The sequence below is a fragment of the Frankia sp. CeCAU1 genome, assembly GCF_977971845.1.
The window spans coordinates 1-17,072 of sequence record NZ_CDWWXA010000017.1 but is presented as its reverse complement, the minus strand read 5'-3'; the positions used below and the strand labels follow the sequence as shown (position 1 = coordinate 17,072).

17 protein-coding genes and 1 tRNA gene are annotated in these 17,072 nt (G+C 69.8%); 9 read left to right on the top strand and 9 right to left on the bottom strand.

Features of this window, described 5'->3' with window-relative positions; genetic code table 11:
- Positions 1 to 672: a GTP cyclohydrolase I FolE gene (gene folE, locus AC08OO_RS05440; protein ID WP_476609120.1), complete on the top strand. Its 672-nt coding sequence runs from the start codon at positions 1 to 3 to the stop codon at positions 670 to 672.
- A gap of 16 nt (positions 673 to 688) precedes the next feature.
- Here the strand turns inward: folE and hisG are convergent, their stop codons facing one another.
- Positions 689 to 1,537 (bottom strand): ATP phosphoribosyltransferase, encoded by an 849-nt coding sequence (gene hisG / locus AC08OO_RS05435; protein ID WP_476609107.1) that lies wholly within the window; start codon positions 1,535 to 1,537, stop codon positions 689 to 691.
- Between the two features lie 40 nt (positions 1,538 to 1,577).
- Positions 1,578 to 2,108, bottom strand: a complete 531-nt coding sequence (locus AC08OO_RS05430; protein ID WP_476609108.1) for a phosphoribosyl-ATP diphosphatase — start codon at positions 2,106 to 2,108, stop codon at positions 1,578 to 1,580.
- Between AC08OO_RS05430 and AC08OO_RS05425 the strand changes: the two genes are divergently transcribed.
- The 3 genes from AC08OO_RS05425 to AC08OO_RS05415 all read left to right on the top strand — a co-directional run bounded on the left by AC08OO_RS05425 (position 2,077) and on the right by AC08OO_RS05415 (position 6,283).
- A complete protein-coding gene (locus AC08OO_RS05425; protein ID WP_476609109.1) occupies positions 2,077 to 2,871 on the top strand; it encodes a Cof-type HAD-IIB family hydrolase in 795 nt (264 codons plus the stop codon). The two genes, AC08OO_RS05430 and AC08OO_RS05425, sit on opposite strands and share 32 nt — an antisense overlap.
- Before the next feature lie 311 nt (positions 2,872 to 3,182).
- Complete coding sequence (locus AC08OO_RS05420; protein ID WP_476606474.1) at positions 3,183 to 4,751, top strand: TldD/PmbA family protein; 1,569 nt, start codon at positions 3,183 to 3,185, stop codon at positions 4,749 to 4,751.
- Entirely contained in the window at positions 4,748 to 6,283 is a 1,536-nt protein-coding gene (locus tag AC08OO_RS05415; protein ID WP_476609110.1) for a metallopeptidase TldD-related protein, read from the top strand. Before AC08OO_RS05420 ends, AC08OO_RS05415 begins: the two co-directional genes overlap by 4 nt.
- Before the next feature lie 111 nt (positions 6,284 to 6,394).
- Here the strand turns inward: AC08OO_RS05415 and AC08OO_RS05410 are convergent, their stop codons facing one another.
- Entirely contained in the window at positions 6,395 to 6,967 is a 573-nt protein-coding gene (locus AC08OO_RS05410; RefSeq protein WP_476609111.1) for a bacterial proteasome activator family protein, read from the bottom strand.
- Between the two features lie 81 nt (positions 6,968 to 7,048).
- Complete coding sequence (locus AC08OO_RS05405; RefSeq protein ID WP_476609112.1) at positions 7,049 to 8,041, bottom strand: NAD(P)H-quinone oxidoreductase; 993 nt, start codon at positions 8,039 to 8,041, stop codon at positions 7,049 to 7,051.
- Positions 8,042 to 8,973: 932 nt separating this feature from the next.
- Between AC08OO_RS05405 and AC08OO_RS05400 the strand changes: the two genes are divergently transcribed.
- From AC08OO_RS05400 to AC08OO_RS05385, 4 genes are all read left to right on the top strand, one after another.
- Complete coding sequence (locus AC08OO_RS05400; protein ID WP_476618288.1) at positions 8,974 to 9,753, top strand: SigE family RNA polymerase sigma factor; 780 nt, start codon at positions 8,974 to 8,976, stop codon at positions 9,751 to 9,753.
- Between the two features lie 691 nt (positions 9,754 to 10,444).
- Positions 10,445 to 11,377 (top strand): hypothetical protein, encoded by a 933-nt coding sequence (locus AC08OO_RS05395; protein WP_476607610.1) that lies wholly within the window; start codon positions 10,445 to 10,447, stop codon positions 11,375 to 11,377.
- 333 nt (positions 11,378 to 11,710) lie between these two features.
- The gene (locus tag AC08OO_RS05390) at positions 11,711 to 12,214 is read left to right on the top strand and encodes a hypothetical protein (protein WP_476607609.1); all 504 of its coding nucleotides are present in this window, start codon (positions 11,711 to 11,713) and stop codon (positions 12,212 to 12,214) included.
- Positions 12,214 to 12,636, top strand: coding sequence for a DUF3817 domain-containing protein (locus AC08OO_RS05385; protein WP_476609114.1), 423 nt, complete (start codon positions 12,214 to 12,216; stop codon positions 12,634 to 12,636). The genes AC08OO_RS05390 and AC08OO_RS05385 overlap by 1 nt, the downstream gene beginning before the upstream one ends.
- Positions 12,637 to 12,688: 52 nt before the next feature.
- Here the strand turns inward: AC08OO_RS05385 and AC08OO_RS05380 are convergent, their stop codons facing one another.
- Positions 12,689 to 13,291: a hypothetical protein gene (locus AC08OO_RS05380; RefSeq protein WP_476618287.1), complete on the bottom strand. Its 603-nt coding sequence runs from the start codon at positions 13,289 to 13,291 to the stop codon at positions 12,689 to 12,691.
- Positions 13,292 to 13,620: 329 nt separating this feature from the next.
- On the bottom strand, positions 13,621 to 13,824 hold the full coding sequence (locus tag AC08OO_RS05375; RefSeq protein ID WP_476607615.1) for an FDXHR family putative zinc-binding protein: 204 nt from the start codon (positions 13,822 to 13,824) through the stop codon (positions 13,621 to 13,623).
- 414 nt (positions 13,825 to 14,238) lie between these two features.
- Here AC08OO_RS05375 and AC08OO_RS05370 point away from each other — a divergent pair, with 414 nt between their 5' ends.
- Positions 14,239 to 14,385, top strand: a complete 147-nt coding sequence (locus tag AC08OO_RS05370) for a hypothetical protein (protein WP_476607606.1) — start codon at positions 14,239 to 14,241, stop codon at positions 14,383 to 14,385.
- A gap of 566 nt (positions 14,386 to 14,951) precedes the next feature.
- On the opposite strand, the gene AC08OO_RS05365 is transcribed toward AC08OO_RS05370, so the two are convergent.
- From AC08OO_RS05365 to AC08OO_RS05355, 3 genes are all read right to left on the bottom strand, one after another.
- Positions 14,952 to 15,040 (bottom strand) — tRNA-Ser (locus AC08OO_RS05365).
- A gap of 123 nt (positions 15,041 to 15,163) precedes the next feature.
- On the bottom strand, positions 15,164 to 16,660 hold the full coding sequence (locus AC08OO_RS05360) for a tyrosine-type recombinase/integrase (RefSeq protein WP_476609117.1): 1,497 nt from the start codon (positions 16,658 to 16,660) through the stop codon (positions 15,164 to 15,166).
- Entirely contained in the window at positions 16,657 to 16,869 is a 213-nt protein-coding gene (locus AC08OO_RS05355; RefSeq protein ID WP_476609118.1) for a helix-turn-helix transcriptional regulator, read from the bottom strand. Before AC08OO_RS05355 ends, AC08OO_RS05360 begins: the two co-directional genes overlap by 4 nt.
- Between the last annotated feature and the right edge of the window lie 203 nt (positions 16,870 to 17,072).

The window sequence follows — 17,072 nt, the reverse complement described above, 5'->3', positions numbered from 1 at the left end:
ATGGACGGTTTCGGCATCCCGGACCCCGACGGCGACGGCGACGGCGACGGCGACGGACCGGCTGCGTCAACCCTGGCGCCGGGCAATGGCAGGCCGCGGCAGGTCCGTCCCTTCGACCACGACCGAGTCGCACGCGCAGTTCGTGAGCTACTGATCGGGATCGGCGAGGACCCGGACCGCGAGGGTCTTCGCAAGACCCCGGACCGGGTCGCGCGGGCTTACCGGGAAGCCGTCGAGGGTCTCGGCCGGGATCCCTCCGAGGTCCTGACCACCGTCTTCGATGAGGGCCACGACGAGATGGTGTTGGTCCGCGACATCGATTTCTCGTCGCTATGCGAACATCATCTGGTCGTGTTCTCCGGCAAGGCGCACGTCGCCTACATCCCCAACAGCAAGGGCCAGATCACGGGCCTGTCGAAGCTTGCCCGGCTGGTCGACCTCTACTCCCGTCGCCCGCAGGTCCAGGAACGGCTGACCTCGCAGATCGCGGACGCCCTCGTCGAGGTGCTCGACCCGCGCGGGGTGATGGTCGTCATCGAGGCGGAGCACCTGTGTATGTCGATGCGCGGTGTGCGCAAGCCCGGGGCCACCACGGTGACATCCGCGGTGCGTGGCCAGTTCCTCAGCACCGCTACCCGCAACGAGGGCATGTCGCTCATCCTGCACAGGTAGCTCCGGGTGGCAGGGATTACAGGCGGCAGGCCTGAATCCCGGAGACGAGGATGCCCCGGGCACCCAGCTCCCAGAGGTCGTCCATCATGCGGTTGACCTCGGCGCGCAGCACCATTGCCCGCACCGCGACCCAGTCCTCACGCTGCAACGGAGAGACCGTCGGGGACTCGTAGCCTGGCGTGATCTCGCATGCCTTGTCGAGCACGGCCGTCGGAACGTCGTAGTCCATCATCACATACCGCCGGGCGACCAGAACCCCCTGGATCCGGCGCAGCAGACGCTCATGCGAAGGGGACAGGTCCGCGCCCCTCTTGGTGATCACGATGGCCTCCGAGCGCAGGACCGGCTCGCCGAGCAGCTCCAGACCCGCGGCCTTGAGCGTACGGCCGGTCTCGACCACGTCGGCGACCGCGTCCGCGACACCGAGCCGCACCGCCGTCTCGACCGCACCATCCAGAGTCACGATGCCACCCGGGGTGACCCCCCGACCGGCAAGGTCGGCTCGGACCAGCGCGGGGAACGACGTCGCGATCCGCTTGCCGGCGAGCTCCGTGATGTCCGCGAGCGTCCCCTCCGGAGAGGCGTAACGAAACGTGGCGAACCCGTATCCAAGCGGAACGAGCTCCTCGGCGGCGGCATTGCTGTCGAGGAGGAGATCACGCCCGGTGATACCAAGATCGAGAAGACCCGACCCGACGTAGACAGCGATATCCCGAGGGCGCAGGAAGAAGAACTCGATGTCGTTCTCGACATCGGCGATCACCAGCTCGCTCCCCTCGCGCCGCGCGAGGTAGCCGGCATCGGAGAGCAACTGACCGGAGGCGGCCGACAACGCCCCCTTGTTCGGAACCGCGATACGAAGCATCGTCACTACTCAGCGTCTACGAGAAAGGGCAGGGAATCGATCACAGATGGGAGTATACGTCGTCCAACGAAAGGCCTAGAGAAATCATCAGCAGCTGACTCCAGTAGAGCAACTGGGAGATCTCCTCGGCGGCCCTTCCCCGGCCTTCGTGCTCGGCCGCCATCCACGCTTCAGCGGCCTCCTCGACCAGTTTCTTGCCCAGATGGTGGACGCCCTGATCGAGCGCGGCGACAGTTCCCGAGCCGGGTGTCCGACGCCGCCATTTCTCGGCAAGCTCGACGAAGAGTTCGTCGAATGTTTTCAGGTTGGATACGTTCGACGAATCGGATGCGCCGACGGATGGCACGGCGGGCCGATCGGCAGGGAGCATGCTCGGCATGCTACCCGTCACCGGGCGGACAACCTCCGCGCCGCGGGCCCGCGGTGCGGAGCGGCACACGACGACCACAGACACGCGCTCCGCGGCCAGCCGGCAAGCCGGTGCGACGGAGTCCTGCACCGGGGTCCCTGCACCGGCCGCCATGTTGCTGGTTGACTTGATGACTGTGTTGCCGCCCGCGATCGTCGCCACCGACCTGGACGGGACGCTGATCCGCAGCGACGGCACGGTGTCCGAACGCACCCGCGGGGCGTTGCGCCGGGTGGAACGCGCCGGGGCGACCGTGGTGTTCGTGACGGGACGACCCAGCCGGGTGATGGCTGGTGTCGTCGCCCAGACCGAGGTCTCCGGGCTCGCGATCTGCGCGAACGGCGCGCTGGTCTTCGATCTCGACTCCGGCGAGCCGGTCAGCCAGCGCTGTCTGGAATCGGCCACGGCCCTGCGGCTGGCGGCGGCGATCCGCGCCGCGGTTCCCGACGCGGTGTTCGCGGTCGAAAGCGGCGTGCGCTTCGGCCGGGAACCCGCCTTCGAGGCGATGTGGCCGGATCCCAAGGAGATCGTCGCGGAGTTCTCGGAGCTGCTGGGCGTCCTGCCGGCGACGAAACTGCTTGTCCGGCGGGGGGGCGCTCCGTTCACGGAAGTGTACGACGCCATCGTCGAACTCGCCGGGGTGGACGCCGTCGTCACAACCTCCAGCGCGGACCTTCTCGAGATCGCGGGGCCGGGGGTGTCGAAGGCGGTGGCGCTGGCTGAACTCGCCGCCGGGCGGAGGGTGGTCGCCGCCGACGTCATCGCGTTCGGAGATATGCCGAACGATCTACCGATGTTCGCCTGGGCCGGATACGCGGTCGCCGTCGCGAATGCCCATCCCGAAGTACTGGCCGCTGCCGACGAGATCACCGTGTCGAATGATGAGGACGGGGTCGCGATCGTCCTGGAGCGGCTTTTCCCATAACCACGATGATCTTCCTGGGCATTCCGGTCCGTCCCGATCACGATCGGGCCGCATACCGGGCCGGGTACTCTCCATGAATACCCTCCGGACGGTTCCCGGTCGACGACGGGGATTCCCGGTGGACCGCCGCGTTGACACCTGCCCGGCCGGATCCGGACACGCATCGCCTCCCGGTCCCGCGCTCCCGCGCTCCCGCAGCGTCCGCATGCGCAGCGTCATCCGGGCATGCCGCCCCGACACCCGGGCATGCCGCCCCGACACCCGGGCATGCCGCCCCGACACCCGTCGCACAGACGGGCCAGGATAGGGACATGGCACCCCTCGTCCAGGACTCGGCCTCATCCGGGCTGCCGGCTCACGAGATCGACGGCGAGTTCCTCGCCCTGCCGCGCACCGCACTCGCCGACGCGGCTCTGCAGACCGCACGTGATCTCGGTGCGACGCACGCCGACATCCGCGTCGAACGGCTCAAGGACTCCTCGCTGTCGTTCCGCGACGCCTCGCTGGAAAGTCGCCATGAAGGCGCGACGCTGGGCTTGGCTGTCCGGGTGGTGCACGGCGGCACCTGGGGTTTCGCCGCCGGCGTCGACCTGACGACGGCCGAGGCGGCACGGCTGGCCCGCGAAGCCGTCGAGATGGCCCGAGTCGCCGCCCCGCTCAACTCCGAACCAGTCGAACTCGCCGCGGAACCGACCCACACCGACGCGGTCTGGGTCTCGGCCTACGCGACCGATCCGTTCGCGGTCGACGCCCGGGACCGGGTCGAACGGGTCGGCGGCCTGTGTCGGACGCTGTTCGCGGCGCACGAGGTCGACCATGTCGACGGCCGGTTCAGCGCGGTGATGGAGAACAAGTACTACGCCGACCTGACCGGGACCACGACGACACAGCAACGGATGCGGGTGATCTGCCAGATCGAGGCGACCCGGGTCGATCCCGCGGGCGGCTTCGAGTCGATGCGCACGATCGCCCCGCCCGTCGGTCGAGGCTGGGAGTGGCTGGTGGCGGGCCCCGCGGCCGGCTGCTGGGACTGGGAGAGCGAGATCGATCTGATCCCGGGTCTGCTCGCCGAGAAGTCCAGGGCCTCCTCAGTCGAACCAGGGCCGTACGACCTGGTCATCGACCCGTCGAACCTGTGGCTGACGATCCACGAGTCGATCGGGCACGCCACCGAGCTCGACCGGGCGCTCGGCTACGAGGCCGCCTACGCCGGTACCTCCTTCGTCACCCTCGACCAGCTGGGCACGCTGCGGTACGGCTCCCCGGCGATGACCGTCACCGGGGACCGCACTGCCCTGCACGGGCTCGCGACCATCGGCTACGACGACGAGGGCGTGCAGACCCGCCGGTTCGACATCGTCCGCGACGGCCAGTTCGTCGGCTATCAGCTCGACCGGGCGATGGCGGCCCGCAATGCCGCCGTGCTCGGGGTCGACCGCTCCAATGGCTGCGCGTTCGCCGACTCCCCCGCCCATGTGCCGATCCAGCGGATGGCGAACGTCTCCCTGCTCCCGGCGCCCGGCGGCCCGTCGACCGAGGAGCTGATCAGCCGGGTCGACCGCGGTATCTACGTCGTCGGGGACAAGAGCTGGTCGATCGATATGCAGCGGTACAACTTCCAGTTCACCGGCCAGCGGTTCTACGAGATCCGCGCTGGTCGCATCGTCGGCCAGCTCCGCGACGTCGCCTACCAGGCGACGACGACCGACTTCTGGGGATCCCTGGAGGCCGTGGGAGGCCCCGAGACCTACGTGCTGGGCGGTGCGTTCAACTGCGGCAAGGGCCAACCCGGCCAGGTCGCGGCCGTCAGCCACGGCTGCCCGTCGGCTCTGTTCCGCGCCACCAACATTCTCAATGCTCGCCGAGAGGCCGGTCGATGAGCCGGCCGGCCGGACCGCAACCAGCCCCAGCCGACGGAGGAAGCACGGTGCGCGAGACCGCCCATGAGATCGTCGAACGCGCCCTGGGCCTGTCGAAGGCGGACGGCTGCGTAGTGATCGCCACCGAGTCCAGCGCGGTGAACCTGCGCTGGGCCAACAACACGTTGACGACCAACGGCGCCAGCCGGGATCGGTCGATCACCGTCATCAGCGTCATCGGCCGCTCGTTCGGGGTGCGGACGGCCTCCACCATCGACTCCCCCGGTTCCGGCGGCCACCCCACCGCGCGTCCCACCGACCTGCCGCATCCCACCGATGCCGACGGCCTCGCGGAACTCGTCCGCGCCGCCGAGGACGCGGCCCGGGAGGCAGAGGATGCCGAGGACTACACGGACCTGCTCGGGCTGGACACGACGGACGTCGGCGCGGGTGCGGGGTCGGCGGGTGCGGGGTCGGCGGGTGACGCGGCCGAGGCCTTCACCGATCCGGCCGCCCGGACCAGCACCACGGTGTTCGCCTCCTTCGCCCGAGACCTCGCGGAGGCGTTCGCCGCGGCGCGGGCGGGCGGGCGGCGGTTGTTCGGCTTCGCCGAGCACAATCTGACCACCACGTGGCTCGGGACGTCGACGGGGCTGCGGCTGCGGTACAGCCAGCCGACCGGCAGCGTGGAGTGGAACGCCAAGAGCGGCGTTCCCGGCGGCTCGGTCTGGCACGGCCAGTCGACCCGTGACTTCACCGACGTCGACGTCGCGGGTACCGACGCGGCGCTGCGCGACCGGCTGGCCTGGTGCAAACGGTCGCTGGAACTGGCGGCCGGCCGGTACGAGACGCTGCTGCCGCCCTCCGCGGTGGCGGATCTGATGATCTACATGTACTGGACGGCTGCCGGTCGGGACGCGGCCGAGGGCCGGACGGTCTTCAGCCGGGCCGGCGGCGGCACGCGTCTCGGCGAGGCGATCGGACCGGCGGGGCTGCGGCTGGCCAGCGATCCGCACGACCCGGAACTCGCGACGACCCCCTTCGTGACCGCGCAGTCCTCCTCGTCGATGTCCAGCGTCTTCGACAACGGACTGGCGCTGAGGCCCACCGACTGGATCTCGGATGGCACCCTCGCCGCCCTCGTGGAGACCCGCGCGTCCGCCCGTGCCACCGGGGTCCCGACCACCCCGATGATCGACAATCTGATCCTGGACGGCGGAGGCTCCGCGTCGTTGCAGGAGATGATCGCCTCGACGAAACGCGGGCTCCTGCTCACCAGCCTGTGGTATATCCGCGAAGTCGATCCCGAGGTGCTCCTGCTCACCGGCCTCACCCGGGACGGGGTCTACCTGGTGGAGAACGGTGAGGTCACCGGGGCCGTCAACAACTTCCGCTTCAACGAGTCACCGGTCGACCTGCTCGGCCGCCTGGCCGAGATCGGCGCCACCACCCGCACCATGGCGCGGGAATGGGCGGACTGGTTCACGCTCACCCGCATGCCCGCGGTACGGATCCCCGACTTCAACATGTCCTCGGTCAGCCCGGCGAACTGACCGCCGGCCGGGCCGGGGGCATCGACCCGCGATGGTAAACCGCGAGCAGCCATGGCTCCCGGTTCACCATCGCGGGTCGATTCAGGGGCGGGTCAATGAAAAACGGGTCAGTCAGAGGTAGGCCCCGCGGCCGAACGTCTCGCTGCCGGGCTGCTGCCCGCTCGGCAGGGCCCGTCGGCGCATCTCCTCGAGCTGAGCCTTGGCGGCCATCTGTTGGGCGAACAGCGCGGTCTGCAGGCCGTGGAACAGACCCTCGAGCCAGCCGACCAGTTGTGCCTGGGCGATGCGCAGCTCGGCGTCCGACGGCGTGCGCTCCTCGTCGAACGGCAGCGACAGCCGATCGAGTTCCGAGCGCAGGTCCGGGGCAAGCCCGTCGGAGAGCTCCTGGATGGAACTGCGGTGGATCTCGCGCAGCCGGACTCGGCTCGCGTCGTCCAGCGGGGCGGCGCGGACCTCCTCGAGCAGTTGTTTGATCATGGTACCGATGCGCATCACCTTGTCGGGCTGGGAGACCAGCGCTGCGATGGGGTTGCCGCCGTCCGACTCCTCCGCGGCCTGCGGCGCCTGGCCACCGTCCGGGGCCAGCGGCCGCACCGGCCGGTCGGGTACCCCCGAGTCCGCGGTCTCGTGCAGCGCGCCGTCAGGCCCGACGACCACGACGCGGGCTTCCGGTTGATCCGTCATGCCCCCTATCCTGCCCCGTGATCCGCCTCCCACAGCACTGGCTTCGCCTCCACGGTCACGCCGGGTGTCACCCATCGAGGATCATTCCGGGATCGTGAGTACCACCTTTCCGACATGTCCGAAATCAGCCACATGCTGGTGCGCCCGCGCGACCTCGGTGATCGACAGCACCCGATCGATGACCGGCCGGATCGCCCCCGCCTCGATCGCCGGCCAGAAGTCGCCGCGGACACCGGTCACGATGTCGGCCTTCTCCTCGACCGGCCGCCCGCGCAGTGACGCGGCGTGGACCGCCGCCCGCTTGGTGAGCAGGGCGCCGAGGTTGAGCTCCCCTTTCACCCCGCCCTGCAGGCCGATGACGACCAGACGGCCTCCCACGGCCAGCACGGCGACGTTGCGGGCGAGATACGCCGCACCCATGTTGTCGAGGATGACGTCCGCCCCATGGCCGTCGGTGGCCTCGCGGATCCTGGCGACGAAGTCGTCGTCACGGTAGGAGACCGCGATGTGGGCGCCGAGCTCCCGCACCCTGGCCAGTTTGGCCGCGGTCCCGGCGGTGGTCGCGACCAGCGCGTTCGGACGCAGCGCGCGGACCGCCTGGATCGCGAAGGTCCCGATGCCGGACGCCCCGCCGTGCACGAGGAAGACCTCGCGGTCACGCAGACCGGCGATGCCGAACACCGTGGAGTACACCGTGCAGGCGACCTCGGGCAGAGCGGCCGCCGTGATGAGGTCGACCCCGGCCGGAACCGGCAGCACCTGGCCGACCGGCACGTTCACCCGACTCGCGTAGCCGCCCCCGCTGAGCAGCGCGCACACCTCGGCCCCGACCTCAACCCGGTCCACGCCGGCGCCGAGAACCGCCACCCGCCCGGAGCACTCCATCCCGATGATCTCAGAGGCACCGGGCGGCGGCGGGTAGAAACCCTGCCGCTGGAGCAGGTCCGCGCGGTTCACCGCCGTCGCGACCACCTCCAGGGTAACCTCGCCCGGCCCCGGGGCAGGAGGGTCCGCCACCGTCGACCACGTCATGACCTCGGGCCCACCGGGCGCTTTCACCGTCACAGCATGCATCCGTCACACGCTACGGCTCCTCGGCACGCGATGCCGCGGCATCATCCGGCGTGCGGGCATGTTCATGCTGCGGCCGTACGGATGTTCCGGTGGGGTGGACGGACGCCGGCTCGGGCCTCAGACCGGCTCGGGCTCCGGTTGGGGTGCGCCGGGAGCCGGCTCGGTGTACGGGGAGGGCTCGTGCGGAGCCGGCGGCAGGTCAGGAGCGTCGGGCAGGAGCGGGCCGGGATCATCCGGGATCGGGGTGTCCGGATCGAGCGGGGGCGGGGGACTCGGGCGATGGGGACGGACAGCCTCGGGCATCACGACAGACGGGGCAACCAGACCAGACAGGGCAACCAGGCCAGACCGGGTAAACAAACCAGACCGGGCGGACGGGGCAGCCGGACCAGACAGGACGGACATAGATTTCGCCGTACCCGGCGGGCGTCGCGGCGGAAACATCGTCCTAGCATCCCATGTCGGCGGCTCGTCCCTCGCCGCGGCCTGGTCGCCGGTCACCCCGCTGGACCGGCGTCGCGCATCCGTGCGCCGCCCCGTCATCGCGGCTGTCTCGTCCGGATCTCGGTTCATCGGCTCGCATCCCCGACCCTATGCCGTCAAGTCCTATGCCCCTATGTCCTATAATATGACTGCCTCGGCCAGTCCGAGACGGATTTGCCCCCGTGGCCGATGTCAACGCGCGCCAGGACCATCACCATGTGTGGCCAGCCCGACATCATCGGACCGAGGGTAAAGCCACTGCTTCGAGCGTATTAACAGTGACCGCCCCACTCGGCATCCAGGTACCACGACGCATACCCGATCGAGTCGCTACCGTCATATGCATATCGCCCTGAACTCATGGTTCTCTGCAACCAGTGACAGACGACCACAGCATCGGCTGTCCGGCCGGCGCCGCGGACGCGCCGGCCTCGACGGGCCCGGGGAGCGTGCCAGTGGAAGCGGTCGCGGCCGACGACGAGCCCGAACATCCCCATACCCAGGCGGAGTTTCATGCCTTCTTCGAGAGACATCACCGCGAGCTGAGCCGGTTTGCGTATCTCCTGACCGGCGATCACGACGTCGCGGACGACATCACCGCGGACGCTCTGACGGCCGCCTGGTCCGCCTGGGACCGGGTCCGCTCCGCGGACTTTCCGCTGGCGTATGTCCGGCGGATCGTCGCCAACCTGGCGGCCGACCGGGTCCGGAAGGTCGTCCGCGAGCGACGCGGGCTGCTCTTCCTTGGTCAGCGAGCCGACCAGTCGGCGCGGATACCCGATCTCCCCGCGGTCATGGATCTGCGCTCCGCGCTGATGACACTGCCGCCGGGCAAACGTGCCTGTGTCGTGCTCCGCTACGCCTTCGACCTGTCGGAGATCGAGACGGCTCGCACGCTGGGTATCTCTGTCGGCACGGTGAAGAGCCAGACCGCCAAGGGAGTCGCCGAACTGGAGCGGATTCTCCAGAACACCGAGCTGCCGCCGGCCGGTGCCGCGGAGGTGGCGAGGCCACAGGTAGCGTCCGGTCGGCCGGGCACATCACGCGGCGCCACATCCCGATCGGGCAGTTCCCGGATGAATGGCTCCCGGTCGGGCTCGGGTCGCCTGGGACGGCAGCGGGGCAGTGGTCAGTCCGGCAAACCGGCGGGTCCGAGCCCGTCGGCGTTCGCCCGCCTCGGCCGCGTCAAGCTATGGCCCTGGTGGCAGCAGCGAGTCGGCGAGGCATAGATGACGCAGAAGGCGCCCGGGGTTCCAGGAGCCCGATCATGATGCGCAGGGTGGCGCGGCAGCGCGGCGCGGCGAGCCTCCGGCCGATTGCCGTCCCTCCGCTCCGGAGACGGGTGACCGCGTGATCAGCGACCACGGAACAGGCGACCGCGAAACAGGCGACCGCGAAACCAGCAGCCCGAGCGCGGATGGTCGAGGGTCAGCCGATCGCGTCGGCGAGTTCCGCGGCGGCGACGGTCATGGCGGCGACCTGGGGGAGCTTCCGTTCCCCGACCGACTCCGCGGCATGCTGAGCGCCGAGATGGGTCGGCACCACCCCGACTCCGATCGCATCCGCGGACGTGTCGCGGCGGCGGTCGATGCTCCCCCGAGCAGCACGATCATCCGCCCCCTCGGCCCGATCGGACCTGTCGGCCCGAGCGGTCCACTCAGCGCGAACAGCCCACTCAGCGCGAACAGCCCACTCAGACCGCTTGGTTCGATCGGCTCCGGCACCCGGACCGGGGATGGGCGGATCATCACCAGGCAGCACCGCCTGGGCCGTACCATCGCGAAGACCCCATCGAGCCGACGGCGCCGATCCAGCCGGTCTACCAGCCCCGACCGGCTCCCCCGGTCCCACCACTGGCCCCGTTCCCGGCGGCGCTCGGTCGCCCGACGCGGCACGATCGCGGGGGCGCTACTCGCCATCATGAGCATCACGGCCCTGACGGCCCTGGCCCTGCTGGGGCCGTCGGGACCGAACTCCCCGGCTCCGCCCACGACGACCGTCACGGCAAAGCCGCGGCCGTCCGCCACGCTGGTCACGACGTCTCCGGTCGTGCGGACGCCGGTCACGTCGCCCCAGGCCACTGCGGCGGTTCCACCGGAACCGGCCAGGTCGAGCCCCGCCGGAACATCCGGGGTCAGCGCCGCCGTCCCGGACGCGACGAGCGATGCGAGCGCCGCACGGAGGTCCACCGGCCCGGACCCGGCGGACCCGGGATCCGCGAGCGGTGGCGGCGGCACACCGTCACCGTCCGCGGGACCGTCCACAGGACCGTCCGCGAACCATGGTGACAGCAGATCCTCCCTGCCCGGCGGAACGTTCGCGGGCATCGGCGGCGAGATCTACACCAGCACCGTCGCCCCCTTCCCCAGTGGATCACGGGTACGGCTTCCGGGGCCCGGCACTCTCGACTGGGTGCTGTTCGGGGGCTCGTGGGACGGTGTGCAGAACCGGGCCGCCATCGTGATGCCGCTGATCGACACCGGCACCCTGCTGGGCACGTCCGTGCCGTCATCCTCCGGATTCGACTGGACGGAGGGCACACCGGTCGCGACCGGTGTGGATGACACCGACCGGCTGTCCCTGCAGGGCTCGGCCCGGCTGACGGTCTTCGTCTCGCAGTCTCCGCTCACCCTGGACGTCCTCCTCGGATCCGGTTCCGGGCGGGTGCAGATCATCGTCACCTCCATCGGCGGCACGCAGACCTTCACCCAGACCCTGCCTTCACCGATCGCCGACGGCTCGGCCGATGGAGTGGTGAGCATCGGGCTGCCGGCCGGAATCGGCACGACGTCGGTCACCATCTCCAGCGGGGGCACATCGGGTTGGACGCTGGCGGCCGCAGTCCTGCGCTGACGGCGCGGGTCTGCGCCGGTTCCGGGGTCTGCACTCGACCATGCGGAACCACAGGCAACCATGCGGAAGAAAAATCTTCCCAACGACGGCAACCAATCAACCTCCGTCGGACGACTGACAGATGAACGCCATACCGGCCCCCCGCGCCAGGAGGTCCGGCGGTGTTTCGGCCCGTTCGCTCCCCGGCTAACCCCCCCAGCCCGGCGGACGGGTCGCCAAGCGGCCGTCGACGGCGGCACGCGGGCTGGCCGGCCCGGCCAAGGTCGGCCAGCCCCTCGCGACCTCTCCCACGCCACCCGGCGCCCCGGTCCCGAGTGTGAGCCCGGTCCGAGTGTGAGCCCGGTCGCGGGAAGGTGCCACGCGCCCTACGCCGACCGGCCGGGGAGGGGTAGCGTCAACCTCGTGCGTCGGCTGCTGTTGTCACCCTCGTGGATCGCGCGTCATCTCCTCGCGCTCCTCTTGATCGCATTCTTCATCCGCATGGGCATCTGGCAGCTGACGAAGGGCGAATCCCCGCAGGGATCGCTGCAAAACCTCTTCTACGGGGTCGAGTGGCCTGTCTTCGCCGCCTTCGTCGTGTACTGGTGGGTGAAGATGATGAAGGAGGATCTGGCACCCAAGGACACCACCGGGCCGCGGTGGGGTGCCCACGGCCGGATCGCCCCCGAGGCGCCCTGGCGACCGGATCTCGACAGGGGCCCCAAAATGCTGACGACCGGCGCCGCCGAGCAGTCCGCCGAGGACGACGAACTCGACGCCTACAACCGCTATCTCGCCTCACTGTACGAGCGTGACGCCCTTCGGGACGCCCTCAAGCACATCAACGGAGCCCGCTGATGACGGCATTGCCCGACCCCACCCGTACGGCCACCACAGGACGTGCCTCCACGACAGCGATTCGCGCATCCCTGCTGCGGTACCGGGCCATCGCCTACATCGTCGGCGTAGGGCTGATCGTGCTGGTGTGCATCGGCATGCCGGTGAAGTACATCGGCGGCAGCGACACGATCGTCGCGGCCGTCGGCCCGATCCACGGTGTGCTGTACATGGTGTACCTTGCCGCTTCCTTCGATCTGGCGAACCGTTGCCGGCTGTCCTCGACCCGGACAATCATGATCATGCTTGCCGGCACCATCCCGTTCCTGTCGTTCTTCGCCGAGCGGCGGGTCACGTTCCTTGTGCGGAAGAGCCAGCTGTCCGCAGCCGCGGCTCCGGCCGGCCCGGCCACCGGACCCGCCAAGTCCGTGAAGCCCGCGTAGTCCACGCAGTCCACGCAGTCCACGCAGAGCGCCGGCGCCGGGAGACGTCGCCTCAGGACACGTCCGAGTCGACTCCGGCCAGGCGGAGCGCAGCCGGTGCGGGTCGGCGGAGACGGGCGGGCACGGCAATCGTCAGGACCTCACCGGCGGTGAGCCGCCGGAGCCGGGCCAACCGGGAGGGCGGAGCGAGTAGCTCCGCGGACAGCACCTGGTCAGCCTCGGTACCGAAGGCAAACAGGCGCCCGTCCGACCAGGTGATCAGTTCGTCGGCCGTACTGGCGGGTCGCACGAGGACCAGCTGGGCGCGCCGCGGGTCCCAGACGATCGTCACCGTCCGCGTGGTGGACCGGAGCAACGCCCACTTGCCGCCGCTGCGGTAGGCAGCCGCCAGTATCCGGGCCGTCTCGTTTCCCTCGGGACGGCGAGGTGGACGATCCGCGATCACCACGAGCCCCGCGTCGTCGACCGCGATCGGCGGAGTCGGGTCCGCCCGCAGGTCCGCGGCGGTCACCGCCCCGAATGCTCCGTCGAGGTGGACACCGCGTGCGGCGGGCAGCCCAAACGACGATGAGGCCAGCATGGCGGTCAGGGACGCCCGCCGGACCTCCGCCCCGTCCAGCCGGACCAATCCGCAGACCGTCATCCGTTCCTCCATCCTCAGCCCGCGATCCTCGATCCGCGATCCGATGACGCACGGCGCGGACGGACTCCCGGCCGGATGATCGACACGGTGCGGCGGCGTTCACGGGTACTCCAGCGCCGGAACGTAGCAGTTTCTCGCCCGCCTCACCGGTCCGTTGCACGGAATCGCCGAATGGTTCCGACCTTCGGTGCCGGGTCTCACCGTCATGATCCGGGCTCGGCCGGGACGGCGGCTCGAAAACACCTCGGCCGCCTACCGGCCGCCGATCGCCCGTGACCGAGACGTCCGGCGGAAACCGGCCGCATGCGGAGGAAGACCGCGGTCACGGGGGGAGGACGGACTTAGGCCACGTTGGCGCCCGACGGCTCACGCTCCCGCTTGACCCGACGAGTCGCGATCACCGGATGAGCCGGGCAATCGACCAGATGCTCATCGAAGCCCTGCACCGTCGGCCAGGACTGGTGGCAGGACCCGCAATGGGTCGTGGCCGGATCGGTCCACCGCTCTTCGCAGCCGGCACAACTGGCCGTGACCGGGATATGCACTGTCTTGTCGGGCTGCCGGCGACGAGAGACCTGGATCGGCAACGCCTGCTGGATGGCTTGTTCATCTGGGGAACGGAGTGTGACGGAAACCGCGCGTGGACGCCGAGGTGGGGTGATGGCGGCCGGGATCGCGCGAGGGGATGTCGACCGACGGGGAGGCACCCGGCCATCCTGTCGCAGACCTGCACAAGCGTCACGCAACCGGCTGTCGAGTGTTCAGGGTGATTGTCCTGCGGCAACGCTTCCGGAGCTCGCGAACCAGAGCGCTCCGCCCGGACGGGTCGTCATCGGCGAAGGCCGACCGCCGGCGGGAACCCGCGCCGGAAACAACCGTGCCGGGCCGAGCGGCACCTGGAACATCGCCGGGCAGGCAAAAAATAACTACTGACACACAGTAGTATCACTAGACTGGCTATGGTCGAACGCAGGACGGACGCCATCGCCAGGGCTGGCGGCGAGGGGATCCAGGGCGTGAGTGCCGGCGCACTGCTGCGAGGGTGGCGGGAGCGACGCCGGATCAGCCAGCTCGGACTGGCGTTGCGAGCCGACAGTTCCGCCTGACGCATCAGTTTCATCGAGACCGGCCGCTCCATTCCGAGTCGCCCGATGGTGCTGCGCGAGCCACGTGCCCGTCGGTGCGGAACCGGATGAGCAGTTCCTGCCTGTCGCCGAGGCCGATGGTGCAGGATCCGTACATCGGATCGGAGTCGACCAGGCCCAGTCCCGCGAAGCAGGCCCAGTCCCGCTCAGAAGGGTTCGGCCTGCGGGCGACTGCGGCCCCCGCGCGACGAGCTTCTCCTGGAGAGATTCCCGCTCCTACACGCCTACCCACAAAGTGCGCTTCGTGAGGCGGCTGAAGCGTGGAGGGTCAGTCACGGTTCACGGTCTCCACACCGTCGCTCACCCTCCACATTTCCCGCCGAGCCCGCATCCGCCGGGCCCGCTCGACAGCCATCACAGGGACGCTATATGTCCACCTGCTGCACTCAGCGAGGCAGAAGGCAGCGGGGACGGTGGCTGCGATCCCCGGTCACGTCCCAGCGTGCCCATTTCGTGCCCACAAGGATCTTCAGGTGTTCCAGGCTGATCGTGGCCAGCTGTCTCCGGCGACAAAAAGCCTGGTAAAGCGGAGGGCGTGGGATTCGAACCCACGACGAGGATCACTCCCCGTAGCGGTTTTCAAGACCGCCGCCATCGGCCACTAGGCGAGCCCTCCTGACCTGCTGCGGAGCCCTCAGGGGCGAGGGCCCCACCCCCGTCACCGGGAAGATCGGGACACCGCTCGGACAAGCTGTCCGAGAAGCCCCCGCAGGGCCCTGCAGCACCTCCCATTCTACGGCTACGACGCATCGTCGATCTCCTCGTCCTCCATCTCGATCGAGGCGGCCAGACGGCGGATCGCCGCGGCCTCCCCGCCGTCCATCAACTTTGCGTAGGTCTTCAGCAGCACCCCCGGGCTGTTACCCGCCCAGGTCGCCGCCTGCTGCGGCTCGACCGAGCGCAGCCACTCGGACAGGCACGCATGCCGCAGGTCGTACGGCGTCCTCGCCAGCGGAGACCGCACCTGCGCCGGCGTGAGCGCCGCCTTCCGGGCATCACGCCACACCTGCCCGTAGCGGGAGGTCTTCACCGGGCCGCCCATCGCCGCACGGAACAACCGCCCATCCGGGGCGACGCCGTACCGGTCGATGTGCCGGCGGAGGAACCGGACGAGCGACGGCCGCAGCGGCACCGTCCGCGAATCCCCCCTGCCGCGGTGCTTGAGCTGCCCGCGCGCCTCCCGCCTCCCGCCGTCGTACCACTGGCTGGCCCGGTCAGGGTTCGCGGTCGACACGGTGAGCATCCCCCACCCTGTCGGATCGTCCTCGGCGGGCAGTTCCAGGTCGTCGCCCCGGACCTCCTGGCACTCCTCCGGCCGGAGCCCGGCGTCGCGCATCAGCGCGAACCAGGCCGTCAGCCGCGGCTCGATCTCCTCCACCGCGGCGAGAAGGGCCCGGGTCTGCGCCCGGTTCGGCACCGACCGGCGGTCCACTTGGTGCGCTGATTTCGGCGCGGTCCAGGAGATCCGGTCCAGCGGGTGAGAGTCGAGCAGGCCGAGCTCGACCGCAAGCCGGAGGCAGCCGTAGTACACCGCGCGTTTCCGCGCCTGGGTGTTCGCCGCGGCAGGCTTGCCGTCCAGCTTGACGGCAAGCGCGGCCAAGCCGGCGCGGGCTACCTCGGCGTCCGCGAAGTCCTCGATGCGCCGGGTGTTGCCGGCCAACCAGGCGAGGGTCTCGGCGAGGCCGGTGGGGGCTGGCCGCTCAGGCGGGAACGCACCGGTTGGACGGTCGGCGGCTAGGTCGTAGCGCAGTCCGGCGACGAACGCCCAGCCGTAGAGCGCGCGGCGCAGGTTCTCCGGAGCCGCGGAGCCGGGGAGTAAGAACGCGGGGGTGACTGTGGCCAGCGCGTCGGCGATGCTGCGGCGCTGCGCTTCCGACGCGGCGGGCCACTGCTGGAGCGTGTAGCGGGATGCGTGGCTGTACCAGGTCGGGGCTGATGCTGCCGCCTCCTCAGCCGCTGCCGCCTCCTCAGCCGCTTTCATCGCGGCGAGCTCCGTGACCGGCAACCCGGTGGTGACGCAGAACAGGATTCCCTTGCTCTGCGCGGTGACCAGCTGGGACCGGCGGGTCTCCGCAGCCCCCTTGGTCTCGTAGGTCTTCGAGTGCGGAGGCAGGACCCCGGCTGTCATCCAGCGAAGGCGCCACTTCGCGGGCTTCCCCTTGACCGTGGAGGCCCGCTTCGACACCTTGTAGATCTTGACGTCGGACGTGACCTCGTTCGGATCGAAGTCGATCACGATGGGAGGGCGTCGAGCCAGGCATCAAGGTCAGCCCGGTCCACGATCAGCTTGTTGTTCGGCAGCTTTCGGACGCGGGGCGCTTTGCCCTTCGCTCTCCACTCGCTCCAGGTGCCGGCGGGGATCCTGAGCTCCTCCAGCACCTCCGAGACGGTCAAGAAGACCCTGCGAGGTGCGGTGGTAGTGAGTGCGGTGGCAGTGGTCGGCACGCCTCCCCCGATCCTCCGGCCACACCCGGCCGGATCCGGTCCGATCCGGTGGACACCGGCTCACCCCTTACATATCACATAAACAGCGATTCATGAAAGGTACTTTCTGGCATCCGTGGATATGGCGACGCCCCGCGGTGCGCCATCCCACGGGGCGTCGGGGTGCCTGTCAGATGGCAGACACCGCCCCAGCGGTGGGCGGT